Raw genomic sequence first — 15,238 nt, forward strand, 5'->3', positions numbered from 1 at the left:
CATGGCGCTTCTCGAGATCAGCGATCTTTCCGTCCGCTTCGGCCAGTTCCGCGCCGTCTCCGGCGTCGACATGACGGTCGATGCGGGCGAGATCGTGGGCGTGGTCGGCGAATCCGGCTCGGGCAAATCGGTCACATCCCTCGCCGTCATGGGCCTGATCACCGAGCCGGGCAAGGTCAGCGCCGGCGCGATGCGCTTCGACGGGCGCGACCTGCTCGCCATGCCGGCGCGGGAACGTCGCCGCCTGCTCGGCCGCGACATCGCCATGATCTTTCAGGAGCCGATGACCAGCCTGAATCCGTCCTATACCGTCGGCTTCCAGATCGAGGAAGTGCTGGCGGTCCACGGCGCCGGCAACCGTCGCCAGCGCCGCGAACGCGCGGTCGAACTGCTCGAACTCGTCGGCATTCCCGATGCCGGGCGGCGCCTGTCGGCCTATCCGCATCAATTGTCCGGCGGCATGAACCAGCGGGTGATGATCGCCATGAGCGTCGCCCTCGACCCCCGGCTGCTGATCGCCGACGAGCCGACGACTGCCCTCGACGTCACCATCCAGGCGCAGATCCTGCGGCTTCTGGTCGAGTTGCAGCGCCGGAAGGGCATGGGCCTCGTCTTCATCACCCATGATCTCGGCGTCCTCGCCGAAATCGCCGACCGGGTCATCGTCATGTACGCGGGCGAGGTGGTCGAGACGGCGGCGACCGCCGATCTGTTCACCACCCCGCGTCATCCCTACACCGCCGCCCTGCTGGATGCCCTGCCCGACCGTGCCCTGGCGACCGCCGCGGCGGACGGCAGGCGCGGCCGCCTGCCCGCCATCCCGGGCATCGTGCCCGGCCCCTTCGACCGGCCGGCGGGCTGCCTGCTGCAACCACGCTGCCGCTTCGCCGACGACCGCTGCGTCACGGAACATCCCATGTTGCACCCGCTGCACCCCGGCGCCGCCCGCTGTCACCGCCCGCTGGGCGCCGACGGATTGCCGGCGGGCGAGATCGGGAGGGTGGCATGACCCGGGTGCTCGAGGCCGAAGCCCTCGGCAAGATCTATCAGGTGCCGCGCGGGCTGTTCCGCGCGCCCCGGCCACTGCACGCGGTCGATGGCGTGTCCTTCACCCTCGACGCCGGCAAAACCCTCGCCATCGTCGGCGAATCCGGCTGCGGCAAGTCGACCCTCGCGCGGCAGGTGACCCTGATCGAAAGCCCGTCGTCCGGCCGCCTGCTGATCGACGGCAAGGACGCGACGGCACCGACCCCGGCCGAGCGCAAGGCGCTGCGCCGGGCGGTGCAGATGGTGTTCCAGAACCCCTATGGTTCCCTGAACCCGCGCCGCACCATCGGCGCCGCGCTGGCCGAGCCGCTGGTGATCAACACCACTCTATCCGCCGCCGAACGGGACGCCGCGGTCGCCGCCATGCTGTCGCGCGTCGGCCTGCGCCCGGAGCACGCCGAGCGTTACCCACATATGTTCTCGGGCGGGCAGCGCCAGCGCATCGCCATCGCCCGCGCCCTGATGCTGCGCCCGCGCATCCTGGTCGCCGACGAGCCGGTTTCCGCCCTCGACGTCTCGGTACAGGCGCAGGTGTTGAACCTCCTGATGGACCTGCAGGACGAGATGGGCCTCGCCATGGTCTTCATCAGCCACGATCTCGGCGTCGTCCGCTTCGTCGCCGACGAGGTGCTGGTGATGTATCTCGGCCGGCCGGTGGAACAGGCCCCGGCCGCCACCCTGTTCGAGAGCCCGCGCCACCCCTATACGAGGGCGCTGCTGGCCGCGCGGCCGAAGATCGACGCCGACGAGCGCGCTCACCGTCCACCGCCCCTGACCGGCGAATTGCCCTCGCCGCTCAATCCGCCAAGCGGCTGCGTCTTCCGCACCCGCTGCCCCCTCGCCACCGACCGCTGCGCGGCGGAACGGCCGGAATTGCGCGAGATCGCAGGCGCGAAAGTGGCTTGCCATTTCGCGACCTGACGGCCCGCGCACACTCCCCCCTGTATCAACCCCGACGAGATGACACAAAACCGGCACAATTCTCGCTATTGATCGGGCAACGAAAAGAACTCAAATAGGGTTCGAATCTCCTCGCCCCCCCGGGCGTCGTCCAAAGTCGGAGCGCAGCGCAATGGCCATCGTCAACGGAACCCCCGACAACGACATCCTTCGGGGAACGGGCGATACCGACGAATTATATGGCTTCGACGGGGCCGATATCCTGGATGGCCGGGCCGGCGCGGACGTCATGGCCGGTGGTGCCGGAGACGACACTTATGTCGTCGACGACGCAGGCGACATCGCACAGGAAGCGGACAGCGCCGGAACGGACAAGGTCGAAACGTCGGTCAGCTACACGTTGGGCAGCAACATCGAGAATTTGCGGATGGTGGGTGACCGTGGGCTGACCGCCACCGGCAACGCCTTGTCCAACACGATGTCGGGCAACGCCGCTGACAATCGCCTGTTCGGTCTGGCAGGAGACGACATGATGACCGGCGGCGGCGGCGAGGACACGCTGCTCGGCGGAGATGGTGACGACACGCTGAGCGGCAATGCCGGCAACGACAAGCTGGTCGGCGGCACCGGCAACGACAGGCTCGATGGCGGCACGGGCGATGACCGGATGCGGGGCGGCGCAGGCGACGACACGTACATCGTCGATTCGGCCGGCGACATCGTCAGTGAATCCGGTGGCTCCGGCACAGATACCGTCCGGTCGAGCGTGAGCTTCACGCTGTACGGCGGCGTGGAGAATCTGGTGCTGACGACCAATGGCGCCGCGGACGGCCGGGGCAACTCGGGCGCCAATGTGATGATCGGCGGCGCGGGGGCCAACAGTCTTCAGGGCCTGGGAGGCGACGACACGCTGTACGGCCGCGACGGCAAGGACACGCTGGACGGCGGCACGGGCGCGGACAGGATGTACGGTGGAACCGGCAACGACATCTATGTCGTCGATAACGCTGGCGATATCGTCGACGAGACCGGGGGCGACGGCACCGCCGATCTGGTGATGACCAGCCTCGCCACCTACACCCTCGGATCCGGCATCGAGAACCTTGCCTTCATCCGGACTGGCAGGTCCCACGGGACCGGCAACGCCGATGCCAATATCCTGACGGGGGGGAGCGGCAACGACACGCTGAGCGGTCTTGCAGGCGACGACACGCTCGATGGCGGCATCGGCAGGGACACGATGTTCGGCGGTCTCGGCAACGACACCTATGTGGTCGACGATATCGGCGACGTCGTCGACGAGAGCAACGGCGGTGGCAAAGACACGATCCGCGCGATGCTGGCGGCCTTCGTGCTGACCGAGCCGAAGATCGAGAATCTGGAGGCGGGCCTTTCGATCGACACCAGCCTGACCGGCAATGCCCTCAACAACCGGCTGAGAGGAAATATCGGCAACGATGTCCTCGACGGCGGCGCCGGCAAGGACAGGATGTTCGGCGGTCTCGGCGACGACACCTATGTCGTCGACAATGACGGCGACGTCGTCGACGAAAGCAATGGCGGCGGAACCGATACCGTCCGCACGACGCTCGCCGCCTATACCCTGGGCGAGGGACTGGAAAATCTCACGCTGACCGGCAGCACCGGCTCGGTCGGGACTGGCAATGAACTCGGCAATATTATCGTCGGCACCGCAGGCGACGATACGCTCGCCGGTGCCGATGGCGACGACATCCTCATCGCCGGCAGCGGGCTGGATACGATCGTCGGCGGCTTCGGCAACGATACCTATGTGATCGCGAGCGTGAGCGAGTTCGCCGGCAAGATGTTCGATGCGGGCACGGGCGAAATCGCCACCACCGACACGCTCCGCCTCGACGCCGCGGGCGCCTACGACTGGTTCTCTGCCGCTGGCCTCTACGATATCGACCAGGTGATGCTGAACGAGGACGCGGCCGGCTGGAACCTGACACTCCAGTACTATGGCCGGTGGGCGGACGAAGACCACGATGGCGTCAAAGGCGATCTGCGCATCACCGCCCCTGGCCCCCTGACCCACGGCGTGACCATCGACAGCTCCAACGGACAGGCGGCATTGCGCATCGACGGCAGCCAGTGGTCGGGCAACGATGTCATCGTCACGTCCTTCGGCTATTTCCCCGTGGAGCAGGACGATATCGTCACCGGCCTGGGCGCCGATGTCGTCGCGCTGCACCATTTCACCGCAGGTTCGACCATCGACGGCACCTGGCAAGCCGCGACGGACGATATTCTGCGCCTCTTGTCGAGCGCGGAATCCTATGATCTGACCACGGGGGCCGTGCGCAATTTCGATATTCTCGAGATCGGCGCGAACCGTGGCACGACGAGTGTCGTGCTCAGCGACCAGCTCCTATCGACGGCCGATGCCAATCATGACGGGGTCGGCGGGGATCTCCTGATCCGGGGAAACACCGGGATCGGCGACAGCACGAGCTTCGATCTTTCCGCCGTTTCCGGCGGCGCCATCAAGGTCGATGCGACCAATCTGCGCGGAAGCGAGCTTTTCGTGATGGGGGCCGCTCGCGAAAATCTCGTCGGCGGCCTCGGCGGCGATACCTTCGACGTCTCGCTGGCCGGGCTGCAGGCGGGCGACAGAATCGACGGCACGCAAGAGTCGGGCACGCGTGACACCATCCGCCTGAACGGTGCCGGCACCTTCGATTTCGCCGGTGTTGCCATCGCCAACATCGACCGCTACAGCTTCGCCACGGATGATGGTGCCAGCCTGATCGTGTCCGCCGACATGGCCGCGGGCGGCGATTACGACATGTCCGGCAGCACCAGGAGCGACATTGGCTTGACGACGGCCGTCACTCTCGCCAAAGGGATCACGGTCGACCTGTCGGCCATGGCGGCCGGCCAGCGGTTCACCATGCAGGCCAGCGATGGTCACCAGTTCAACGGCGATGACCTCGTCATCGGCGGCGCCGGGACCAATAGCATCGAAACTCATGGGGGCGACGACGTCATCATCGCCGGCCTCGGCAGCGACCTGGTCTATGCCGGCGACGGCGACGACACCTATGTCTACACCGTCGGCGCGCAAGGCAGCGATGGCTTCTATGGTGGCAATGGCTTCGATACGTTCCGTCTCGATCAGGCCGGGATCTACAACGGAGTAAACGGTACCAACGTCGAGCGCGTGTTGCTGAGCGACAGCGCGGCCGGCTTCGATGTCACGCTCGGCACGTCCCTGCAGGATGGCGATGGCGATGGCGACGGCCTGCCCGGCGGTCTTCTCGTAACCTCGGACGTGGTGATGACCGAGGATGTCATCATCCGCGCGAGCAGCTACGGCGAGGGAATCGTCTTCGACGGCGCGACATTCCGCGGCAACGATACGATTTACGGAGGGCGCACCAAGGATGTCATCTTTGGCGGCGCCGGCGACGACACGATCGAAGGCCGCATCGGGGGTGACAGGCTGACCGGCGGCGCCGGTCGGGATGTTTTCGTTTACAGCTCGGCCTTGGACGGATTCCAGCACCCGTCCTTCACCAATACCGGCGACCACCTCGTTGATTTCGATGCCGGCACGTCGACGACGTCCGTCGATCGTCTGGCGTTCGATGCCGACGGCACCAACTTCAGTCTCTATATCGGCGACAGGGATCTCAAGGTCGAAGGTTTCCGCACGGGCGATAACGCGGCCCTGAATGTCTGGGGCACGGAAATCGCCGTGAAGACCGACGCCGCCGTGACCAACGAGACGATCCAGAGCCAGATTGACACCTTGGGCAATCTCCGGAACGGCCTGATCTATGTCGCCTTCAACAGCTCTGCGGGCGTGAACAAGGCTCAGGTCTGGTACGACGACTCGCCGTGGGCGGCTGGCGGGGCGGTCCTGATGGCCAATATCGACACCATCACCAGCCTTGCCGGCCTCGCCAGCATCGACGCGTCGGACTTCCTGTTCGTCTGATCTCGCGCCGTCATTGCCGCGCCTCCCTCCCCCCGAGGGCGAGGGCGAGGGCGAGGGCGGGGGCGGGGGCGCGGTCCGGCTTTCCCCCTTGGCTTGGCACACGCCCCGGCCGATCATGGCCGACGGAATCAGGGGAGGGTCAGGGTGCAGGGGTTCGATGTCGACGTGGTGGTCGTGGGGGCGGGATTTGCCGGTCTGAATGCCGCCGCCCGCATCGTCGCCGCCGGCCGCAGCGTCTGCGTCGTCGAGGCGCGCGACCGGGTCGGCGGGCGGACCAAGCCGGGCACGCTTTCGGGCCATGTCGTCGATCTGGGCGGGCAATGGGTCGGTCCCGATCATCGCCGGCTGATCGCCCTCGCCGCCCGCCACCGCATCCCCCTGGAGCCACAGTTCGAGGCCGGGGGCAAGCTGATCGACTATCGCGGCCGGGTGCGCCGCTACGAGGGCCTGATCCCGGCCCTGCCCCTCCTCGCGCTGCTCGAGACCGACCGGGTGATGAAGCGGATCGAGCGCATGGCCGCGGCCATCGCCGTCAGCGCGCCCTGGGCGGCGGCGGGGGCGGCGGACCTCGACCGGATCACGGTCGCGGGCTGGCTGGACCGGAACCTGCGGACAAAGGGCGCCAAGGCGATGATGGATATCGCGGTGCGCGCCGTGTTCTCGGCCGAGCCGTCCGAGATTTCCATGCTGTTCCTGCTGACCTACCTGCGCGCCTCCGGCGGGCTGGAGCCGCTGATCTCGGTCCGGGGCGGGGCGCAGCAGGACCGGGTGAAGGGCGGCCTGCACCCCTTGTCCGAGCGCCTCGCCGACGAAGTCGGCCGGGGCCGCCTGCGTCTGTCGTCACCGGTTTCGGGTATCGAGCAGGACGGTGACGGGGTGACGGTCCATGTTTCGGGCGGCGAGGCGCTGCGCGGCCGGCGGGCGATCCTCGCCGTGCCGCTCGCCCTGCTGTCGCGGATCGGGGCGCAACCGGCCTGGCCGGCGCTGAAGACGGGCCTGGCCCAGCGCAGCCCGATGGGCAGCGTGATCAAATGCCATGTCGCCTATGAGACGCCGTTCTGGCGCGCGCGCGGCCTGTCGGGCGAGGCGGTTTCCGATGCCGCGCCCTTCTCCCCCGTCTTCGACGGCACGCCCGAAGGGGCGCGCCACGGCGTGCTGTCCGGCTTCCTCGAAGGCGATGCCGCCCGCACCTTCACCGGAAAGCCGCCCGCCGAGCGCCGGCAGGCGGTGATCGCCACCCTGACCCGCCTGTTCGGCCCGGAAGCCGGCCAGCCCATCGACTATGTCGACAATGACTGGCTGGAGGAAGAATGGTCGGGCGGCTGCTACGCCGGCCTGATGGCCCCCGCCACCATGACCTCCTACGGCCCCGCCCTGCGCACACCCGCCGGCCGCGTCCATTTCGCCGGCACCGAGACCGCGCTGGAGGCGACCGGTTATGTCGAAGGCGCGCTCGAATCCGGCGAGCGCGCGGCGACCGAGGCCCTGCGGGCGCTCAGCTGACGATACGGCCGAGGGTGGCGAGGAAGCGGGAAACCTCCGCCTCGTCGTTGTAGTGCGCGAGGCTGACCCGAATCACCCCGCCCGACGGCGAAAGGCCGAGGGCATCGACGCAGCGCCGGGCATAGAAATCGCCATGGCCAACCGCGATGCCGGCCGCCCACAGCCGGCTGGCGACCGCCTCCGGATCCTGGCCCGCGACCGTGAAGGAGAAAGTCGGCGCGCGTTTGCCGTCCATCGTCTGTTTGCCGATCACGCGAACCCCCGGCAGGGCGAGCAGGCCGGACAGGAGACGCTGGCCGAGCACCTGCTCATGCCGGTCGAACATGGCATAGAGCCGTTCCATCCGCGCCCGCAGGCCATTGGCCGGCAGGGCGAAATGATGCAGGTCCAGCGCCTCGAAATAATCCGCGATGCCGGGCAGCGAAGCGGTGAATTCGTGGGACGGGCCGCCGGGGTTCAGGGTCTTCGGCGGCTCTGTCAGGAAGAAATGGTTCTGCGGCGCGAGGCGCAGCGCGACCGAGCGGCGGACGTAGGCCGCGCCGACATGGGGACCGAAGGTCTTGTAGAGGCTGAAATAATAGAAATCGACGTCGAGCGCCTTCACATCCGGCAGGCGATGCGGGGCATAGGCGACACCGTCGACCGCGATCAGCGCCCCGGCGGCATGGGCGATCCGCGCCGCCCCGGCGACATCGTTGAAACTGCCGACGATGTTGGAGCAATGGGGCATCACCACCAGCTTGCAGCGCGGCCCGACCAGCGATTCGAGCACCGCGAGGTCGAGTTCGGCCGTGACCGAATCAATCGGCCATTCGCGAATGACCACCCCCTCGCCCGCCAACCGGCGCCACGAGCCGGAATTGGCTTCGTGATCCTGATTGGTGACCACGATCTCGTCGCCCGGCTGCAGCAGCGGCCGCACGGCCTGCGCCAGCACCAGGGTGTTCACCGTGGTCGACGGGCCGACGAAGACATCTTCGGGATCGGCATTCAGGAAGGCGGCGGCGACCGCGACACCGTCGCGGATCAGCCCGGCCGCCTCGGCCGAGGCGGTAAAGCCCCAGGCCGGCTGGACCTGGAGCGCCGACATATAATGGGTGACCCGCTCGACAACCTGCCTCGGCACATAGGTGCCGCCGGCATTCTCGAGAAAGGCCGTGCCATTGGTCATGGGCGGGAACTGATCCCGCGCGAAGGCGACGTCGAGATCGACGTCGCTACCGAAACCGGAAACCAAGATCATCTCCCCGGTGGCTGCACCGGGGATGGAGCCTATTCCGCGTCGACGATGGTTGTCACGCGCCGAGGCGCCTGCGGCCCCTCGCGGCTGTCGGTGGAGCGCGAGCCGGCGAAATGATCGGTCGTCGCCGGCAATTCCAGCACTTCCAGCTTCACCTTGCCAACACCCCGGCCGCCGAGGCCGATGGCCTTGGCCGCCGCCGCCGACAGGTCGATCATCCGGCCCCGGACATAGGGACCGCGATCATTGATGGTCACGATCACCGAACGGCCATTGGAGACCGAGGTGACCCGGACCCTCGTATTGAACGGCAGGGTCTTGTGCGCCGCCGTCAATTCGTTCTGGTTGAACTTCTCGCCATTGGCGGTGCGCCGGCCATGGAAGCCGGGACCATACCAGGAGGCGACGCCGGTAAACTCCTGCACCACCTTCTCGCTCTGGGCGCCGGGGATCTTGCCCCGGTCGGTGATCGGACCGCCGACGTCGGCAAGACCGGTCATGGGGCCAAGTCCGGCCATGGGGGCGGTGGCGCCGTCCCGCTCGCTGGCGGCACGGGAGGAAACCATCGTCGATGCAGCAACCGCGTGTTCGCGAATACTGACCGGGTCGTCGGCACTTTCAGTCGCCCGTGCGGCCGCGGGGGCCATCACGGAAACGGCCGCCGCCATCGCGGCTGCCACGATCCAATTGGACGCGAGCAAACGGGTTGCTGCCATTGTTCCTCCGCTCCTTCATCGGCGCGCGAGCACGGAGGCTGTGTCGCACGCGAACTGGATGGACCCCTGCATTAAAGGTCATGAACACACCTGGATGGGTTCGGTTTCATCGAACCGCATCCGCCGATACCGGAGCCGCCTGCTTATCGCTGCGGGCGTCGCGCCGCGGTGGCTTTCAACCGCCACCTCATGCCGACAAGACACATGGCCAGGCCAAGTGCCACGACATAAATTTCAGGACTCAAACGTCCCATACCTTCTGGGCCGGCGGTGACCGTACCGGGCTTTATGGACATGCGGCGGCGCTCGCTGAAAGCAGGCCGCAGGGGTCACCACGAGCGGACTTTGACCGAAAATTGCGCGCTTGGCAACCCCCGGCCGACTTCCGCCGATTGCCGCCCCCCGAATGCACAGCCGATAAGTTGCATCCGAATTGGAAAAATTGAGATAAATCAACATCTTGCCGGGCCACCGCGCCACCCCCTGCCGATGGCGTTTCCCCCCTGACATGGCCATTCCCCCGGCCCACCGGACAGGGCAAGATGCAAAAGTTGCGAGTGCCGAAAGCCATAAAATGCGTATTGCCACGGCCGTCCTGGTGACGGCACTGACCGTGACGGCGGCCCGGGCTGAACAGGCCTCCGACCGTTATGCGCCGGAGGCCGGCAGCGTAACCGGCATTGTCGCGCCGCAGCAGGCGACGGCGCGCCGCCACATGGTCGTCGCCGCCCATCCCCTCGCCGCCCGCGCCGGGCTCGAGGTGCTCGATGCCGGCGGCAGCGCCGTCGATGCGCTGGTCGCAACGCAGATGGTGCTCGGCCTCGTCGAGCCACAGTCGTCGGGCCTTGGCGGCGGCGGTTTCCTGCTGCATTACGCGGCGGCGAATGGTGGTGTAACCTCCCTCGACGGGCGGGAAACCGCGCCAGCCGCGGCGACACCCGACATGTTCCTGGGGACCGATGGCCAGCCCCTGCCCTTCTTTACCGCCGTCGTCGGCGGTCGTTCGGTCGGCACCCCCGCGACCTTGCGCCTGATGGTCGAGGCACACCGCCGCTTCGGCCGCCTCGCCTTCACCGATCTGCTGAAGCCGGCCATTCGCCTGGCCGAGAACGGCTTTCCCGTCTCGCCCCGCCTCGCCGATCTGATCGCGGCCGAGGGCGAGCGCCTGAAGCACGATCCCGTCACGGCTGCCTATTTCTTCGATGCCGCGGGCGCGCCCTTGCGCGCGGGCGCCACCTTGCGCAATCCGGCCTACGCCGACACATTGCGCCGGATTTCGGACGGCGGCGAAGACGTCTTCTACCGCGGCGAGATCGCCGCCGACATCGTCGCCAAGGTCATGGCCGATCCGGTCAATCCCGGGCGCCTGTCCGCGAGCGATCTCGAGAATTACACGGTTATCGAACGTGAGCCGGTCTGCAACACGGTCTTCGCGGTCGAGGTCTGCGGCATGGGCCTGCCGTCGTCCGGCGGCATCGCCACCTTGCAGATCCTCGGCCTGGTCGAGCCCTGGGGCATCGAGCATATGTCGCCGCAGGCGCCCGAGACCTGGCGCCTGATCGGGGACGCCTCGCGTCTCGCCTTCGCCGACCGGGAACGCTGGCTGGCCGACCCCGCCTTCGTGCGGGCGCCGGTCGCCGGCCTGCTGGCCACCGGTTATCTGTCCCTGCGCGCGAAACTGCTCGACGGGCCGAATGCCATGCCCGAGGTCACGCCCGGCCAGCCCGCCTTCGACGATGGCGCGCTGTGGCCGATGCCGCCGGCCGGCGTAACCCCTGAACTTCCATCGACCACCCAGGTCGTCATCCGCGACGATGCCGGCGACATGCTGTCCTACACGGGCACGATCGAGAACGGCTTCGGCTCCCGCCTCATGGTGCGGGGGTTCCTGCTGAACAACGAGCTGACCGATTTCTCCTTCGCCCCGACGGGCAAGGACGGCGCCCCGGTCGCCAACCGGGTCGAGGGCGGCAAGCGGCCGCGGTCGTCGATGGCGCCGACCCTGGTGCTGCGCGACGGCGTGCCCGTGCTCGCCATCGGCAGCCCGGGCGGCAGCCGCATCATTGGTTTCGTCGCGCAGGCGCTGATCGCCCATCTCGCCTGGAAGAAGCCGGTGGCCGAGATCGTCGCCATGCCCCACCTCCTCAACCGCTTCGGCCCCTTCGAGGTCGAGGCGGGCACGGCGGCGACCGCGCTGGTGCCGGGGTTGCAGGCCCTCGGCTACCGGGTCGAGGTGCAGGAGCTGAACTCCGGCCTCGCCGCCATCGCGGTGACACCCGCAGGCCTCGAAGGCGCGGCCGATCCCCGGCGCGAGGGCGCGGTTCTCGGCCGCTGAGGCTCAGAGGCCCAGTGCCCGCTCCAGCTCGGCGAGGGCATCGCCGGTATAGACGGCGATCCGCTGCATATGGGGCAGGCTGTCGCGATCGCCGGTGAAGCCGAGGTTGAACTGCCCGGCATAGGACAGGACCGTGATGTTCAGCGCCTGGCCGTCGAACAGCAGCGAGACGGGGTAGATCTGTTCGAGCTTCGCGCCATTGAAATAGAGCACCTGCGATGGCCCCGGCACGTTGGAGATGACGAGGTTGTTCATCGGCCGCGTCATGGTGCCGAGGCCGAGCATGAGCTGGACCATATAGGGCGTCATCAGGACGAGGGTGTAATTGTCGATGGCGCCCCGGGTCATCGACTGCAGCTTGTCCTTGGCCGGCGCCGACGAGGCACCGATGGCCTTCAGCCGCGCCAGGGGATCGGCGATGTCGGTGTGCAGATTGACGAAGATGGTCGAGATCGCATTGCCGACCGAGGCATCGTCGGCCGGCCGCACCGAAATCGGCACCGAGGCGGTGAGCGGCTTTTCCGGCAATTCCTCCATCTCGGCGAGATAACGGCGGAGCGCCGTCGCGCAGAGGCCGAGGAAGACGTCGTTGACGGTCACCCCCGCCGCCTTGGCCAGGGTCTTGATGCGCGAAAGTTCGTAATATTGGGTGGCGAAGCGACGCTTGCCCCTGATCTTGCCGTTCAGGATGGTCTGCGGCGCGCCGTAAGGAAAGGCCGGTCCATCCGCCTCGCCCTTGCGGGCTTCAAGCGCCAGTTTGCCGAGGGCCTTCGCCGCCTCGAGACCGGTGCGGAACTGTTCCTTGCCGAGGCCGATCATGCGCTCGATCAGCGAGCCCTGATCCGCCCCCTCCTCGTCGTCGGCGCGTTTCTTGCCGGACGACAGGCCGACTTCCCACGGCGGGGGCAGGTCGCGCGCCGCCGGATCGGGGGAGAGGAAGCGTGACAGCAGACGCATCCCGCCCATGCCGTCGATCTGCGAATGATGGACCTTGGTGTAAACGGCGAAGCGGTTGTTCTCCAGCCCCTCGATGACATGGCATTCCCACAGGGGGCGCGAGCGGTCGAGCGGATTGGAATGGAGGCGCGAGACGAGCACGCCCAATTCCCGCTCCCCGCCCGGTTTCGGCAGGGCGGAATGGCGGAAGTGATAGTCGAGGTCGATATCCTCGGCCTTCAGCTCCTGCCAGGCGGGCAACACAGTCGAGAGCAGGCCGGGACGCAGGCGCAGGTTGAAGGGCGGCGCGAAACGGGGCCGCGCCCGCCATTCGGCGACAAGGTCGGCCAGATAGCCGGGCGGGGCATCGGGCGGCAGCGAGAAGGTGGCGAGCGAGGCGACATGCACCGGCTTGTCGCGCTTTTCGATATAAAGCCAGGCCGCATCCGTCGGCCGCAGCACCCGAGTCGCCATATTCCCGTCTCCCCCGTCGTTTTGCCCATGCGACAGGGGCAGCGGGGCGGCGTCAAGGGGTCTGCCGTCTCAATTCAGGGACAAGTGCCGCCGCGACGACGGCATGAAAAAGGCCGGCCCCGAAGAGCCGGCCTTGTTCCTGAAGACGGGTGCCACTCAGGGCATGACGATTTCCACCCGGCGGTTCTGCGGCTCGCGCACACCGTCCGGCGTCGGCACCAGCGGCGCGGACTCGCCCTTACCCAGGGTGACGATCTCGGCCGAGGTCATGCCGATTTCCAGCAGCTTGGCCTTCACCGCCTCGGCCCGGCGCACCGACAGGGCCTGGTTGTAGTCGGTGGCACCCGAACGGTCGGCGTGGCCGGTCAATTCGATCCGGCTGACACCCCGCGTCAGCGCCGACTGGGCGGCGTCCTGAATGATCGCGGCGGCATCCGCCGTGATTTCGGACGAATTCCAGTCGAAGAACACCATGTAGGAGCGGTCGAGCACCGGCGCGGCCACCGGCGCGGTATCCGGCGTCGGCACCGGCGGCGGCGGCGGGTCATAGGCGCTGAAGGCATAGACGAGGCCGGCCTGCACGCTCTGCAGCGCGTAGGACGACTTCAGCTCGTTCACCTGAATGTCCGAGGTGCCGAGGTAGCGGTAGTCGGCGAAGGCCGACAGATTGTCGTTGATCGCGACCTTGGCGCCGACGATGCCCTGATAGGCGAAGCCGACATCGTCACCGGAAGCGATGGTCACCGGGCCATTGCCTTCGTTCACGAAAACCCAGGCCGCGCCGAGACCGGCGCCGATATAGGGCGTGAAGGCCGACGAGTTCTCGTATTCGTAAAGGACGTTGCCCATCACGGAGAGCACGCCGAAATTATTGTCGGTCGCGGAATCGCCGACGTTCGTATAGCCGCCCGCGCCATCGCCCAGGCGCAGGTTCTTGATGTCGCTCGCATCGAAGCTGCGGTAACCGATATCCGCCTCGACCCGGATGGCGCCGTAGTCGTAACCGAGCAGGGCGCCGACGCCCCAGCCATTGTCGAATTCGACCCTCGCCTTGTCGTCGATGCCGTCGCCATCCGCGTCGCCTTCGACGTCGATGCTCTGCGGGATCACGAAGGCGCCATAGCCGCCCAGATAGGGGCCGGGGCCGAGGTTGCCATCGGCGAAGGCCGTCGAAGCCCCGCCCGCCAGCACGAGCGCCCCCAGAACGATGCGAGACAGACCGCGCATGTAACCCCCGCCAGAAAAACCGCCACCATTACGGTCGTTCTACCACCCGGAAAGAGCAGGCTCAATCCGTGTCACCACTTTTCTGTCCCGCAACTATGGTTAACCACCGTCGCGGGAACATCAGCGGATGATATGACCGCCGTCGATGACCAATTCGCTGCCCGTGACATATTTCGAGGCATCGGAGGCGAGATAGAGGATGCCCTCGGCGATATCCTCGGCCGTGCCGACGCCAAGGGGGCAGATACGGTTCCATTCCGCGCGGACCGACGAGGTATCGGACAGCCCCCGCTCCGCCGCGACGTCGACGATCTCGCGCTCCAGCATCGGGGTCCAGGCGAGGCCGGGATGCACCGAGTTCACCCGGATGCCATAGCCCCGGTCGGCGCAATAGAGCGCGGCGGCCTTGGTGAAATGGCGCACCGCCGCCTTCGACGCGCAATAGGCGGCGTTCAGACCGTCGGCGATGATGCCGAAGGTCGAGGACAGATTGACGATGGAGCCGCCCCCCGTCCCCTTCATCAGGCCGATGGCCGTTCTGGTGCCGAGGAAGGCGCTGTCGGCGTTGACGCTCATCACCCGGTGCCAGTCGTCGAGGCTGGTTTCCTCCAGCCCACGGGTGAGCTGGATGCCGGCGTTGTTGACGAGAATGTCGAGCCGGCCGAACCGCGCCGTCACCTCGGCCATCACCGCCTGCCAGGAGGCTTCGCTGGCGACGTCATGGGCAAGGAACAGGCCACCGGGCAGCGCCGCGGCGGCGGCGGCACCGCCTGCCTCGTCGATATCGGTCAGGATGACGGTGGCGCCTTCCCGGGCGAGCAGGGTGGCCGTCGCAAAACCGATGCCGGCGGCGGCGCCGGTGACCATGGCGATGCGGCCCTGGAGCTTTGACATGA

The 15,238-nt window shown here is 67.4% G+C and carries 10 protein-coding genes; 5 read left to right on the forward strand and 5 right to left on the reverse strand.

From position 1 onward, the window contains the following. Position 1: 1 nt before the first annotated feature. The 4 genes from DKG74_RS05110 (at position 2) to DKG74_RS05125 (ending at position 7,414) form a co-directional block, all read left to right on the forward strand. Positions 2–1,009 carry an ABC transporter ATP-binding protein gene (locus DKG74_RS05110; protein ID WP_109903297.1) on the forward strand — a complete coding sequence of 336 codons (1,008 nt, stop codon included), beginning with the start codon at positions 2–4 and terminating at the stop codon, positions 1,007–1,009. Further along, positions 1,006–1,968, forward strand: coding sequence for a dipeptide ABC transporter ATP-binding protein (locus tag DKG74_RS05115; RefSeq protein ID WP_109903299.1), 963 nt, complete (start codon positions 1,006–1,008; stop codon positions 1,966–1,968). The genes DKG74_RS05110 and DKG74_RS05115 overlap by 4 nt, the downstream gene beginning before the upstream one ends. A 151-nt stretch (positions 1,969–2,119) precedes the next feature. Next, positions 2,120–5,911 carry a calcium-binding protein gene (locus DKG74_RS05120; RefSeq protein WP_109903301.1) on the forward strand — a complete coding sequence of 1,264 codons (3,792 nt, stop codon included), beginning with the start codon at positions 2,120–2,122 and terminating at the stop codon, positions 5,909–5,911. 144 nt (positions 5,912–6,055) lie between these two features. Further along, positions 6,056–7,414: a flavin monoamine oxidase family protein gene (locus DKG74_RS05125; RefSeq protein WP_109903303.1), complete on the forward strand. Its 1,359-nt coding sequence runs from the start codon at positions 6,056–6,058 to the stop codon at positions 7,412–7,414. Here DKG74_RS05125 and DKG74_RS05130 read toward each other — a convergent pair. Together DKG74_RS05130 and DKG74_RS05135 are read right to left on the reverse strand one after the other, a co-directional pair. Continuing rightward, entirely contained in the window at positions 7,407–8,651 is a 1,245-nt protein-coding gene (locus DKG74_RS05130; RefSeq protein ID WP_165837538.1) for an aminotransferase class V-fold PLP-dependent enzyme, read from the reverse strand. The genes DKG74_RS05125 and DKG74_RS05130 overlap by 8 nt on opposite strands. Before the next feature lie 35 nt (positions 8,652–8,686). Next, positions 8,687–9,220, reverse strand: a complete 534-nt coding sequence (locus DKG74_RS05135; RefSeq protein ID WP_207779239.1) for a septal ring lytic transglycosylase RlpA family protein — start codon at positions 9,218–9,220, stop codon at positions 8,687–8,689. Positions 9,221–9,944: 724 nt separating this feature from the next. On the opposite strand from DKG74_RS05135, the gene ggt reads away from it, so the two are divergent. Next, complete coding sequence (gene ggt, locus DKG74_RS05140; protein ID WP_109903309.1) at positions 9,945–11,705, forward strand: gamma-glutamyltransferase; 1,761 nt, start codon at positions 9,945–9,947, stop codon at positions 11,703–11,705. A gap of 3 nt (positions 11,706–11,708) precedes the next feature. Here the strand turns inward: ggt and DKG74_RS05145 are convergent, their stop codons facing one another. The 3 genes from DKG74_RS05145 to DKG74_RS05155 all read right to left on the reverse strand — a co-directional run bounded on the left by DKG74_RS05145 (position 11,709) and on the right by DKG74_RS05155 (position 15,236). Continuing rightward, positions 11,709–13,115 carry a WS/DGAT/MGAT family O-acyltransferase gene (locus DKG74_RS05145; protein WP_109903311.1) on the reverse strand — a complete coding sequence of 469 codons (1,407 nt, stop codon included), beginning with the start codon at positions 13,113–13,115 and terminating at the stop codon, positions 11,709–11,711. 156 nt (positions 13,116–13,271) lie between these two features. Then, positions 13,272–14,342, reverse strand: a complete 1,071-nt coding sequence (locus DKG74_RS05150; RefSeq protein WP_109903313.1) for an OmpA family protein — start codon at positions 14,340–14,342, stop codon at positions 13,272–13,274. A gap of 120 nt (positions 14,343–14,462) precedes the next feature. Then, positions 14,463–15,236, reverse strand: coding sequence for a glucose 1-dehydrogenase (locus DKG74_RS05155; protein WP_109903315.1), 774 nt, complete (start codon positions 15,234–15,236; stop codon positions 14,463–14,465). Between the last annotated feature and the right edge of the window lie 2 nt (positions 15,237–15,238).

Source organism: Zavarzinia aquatilis (assembly GCF_003173035.1).
GTDB lineage: Bacteria > Pseudomonadota > Alphaproteobacteria > Zavarziniales > Zavarziniaceae > Zavarzinia > Zavarzinia aquatilis.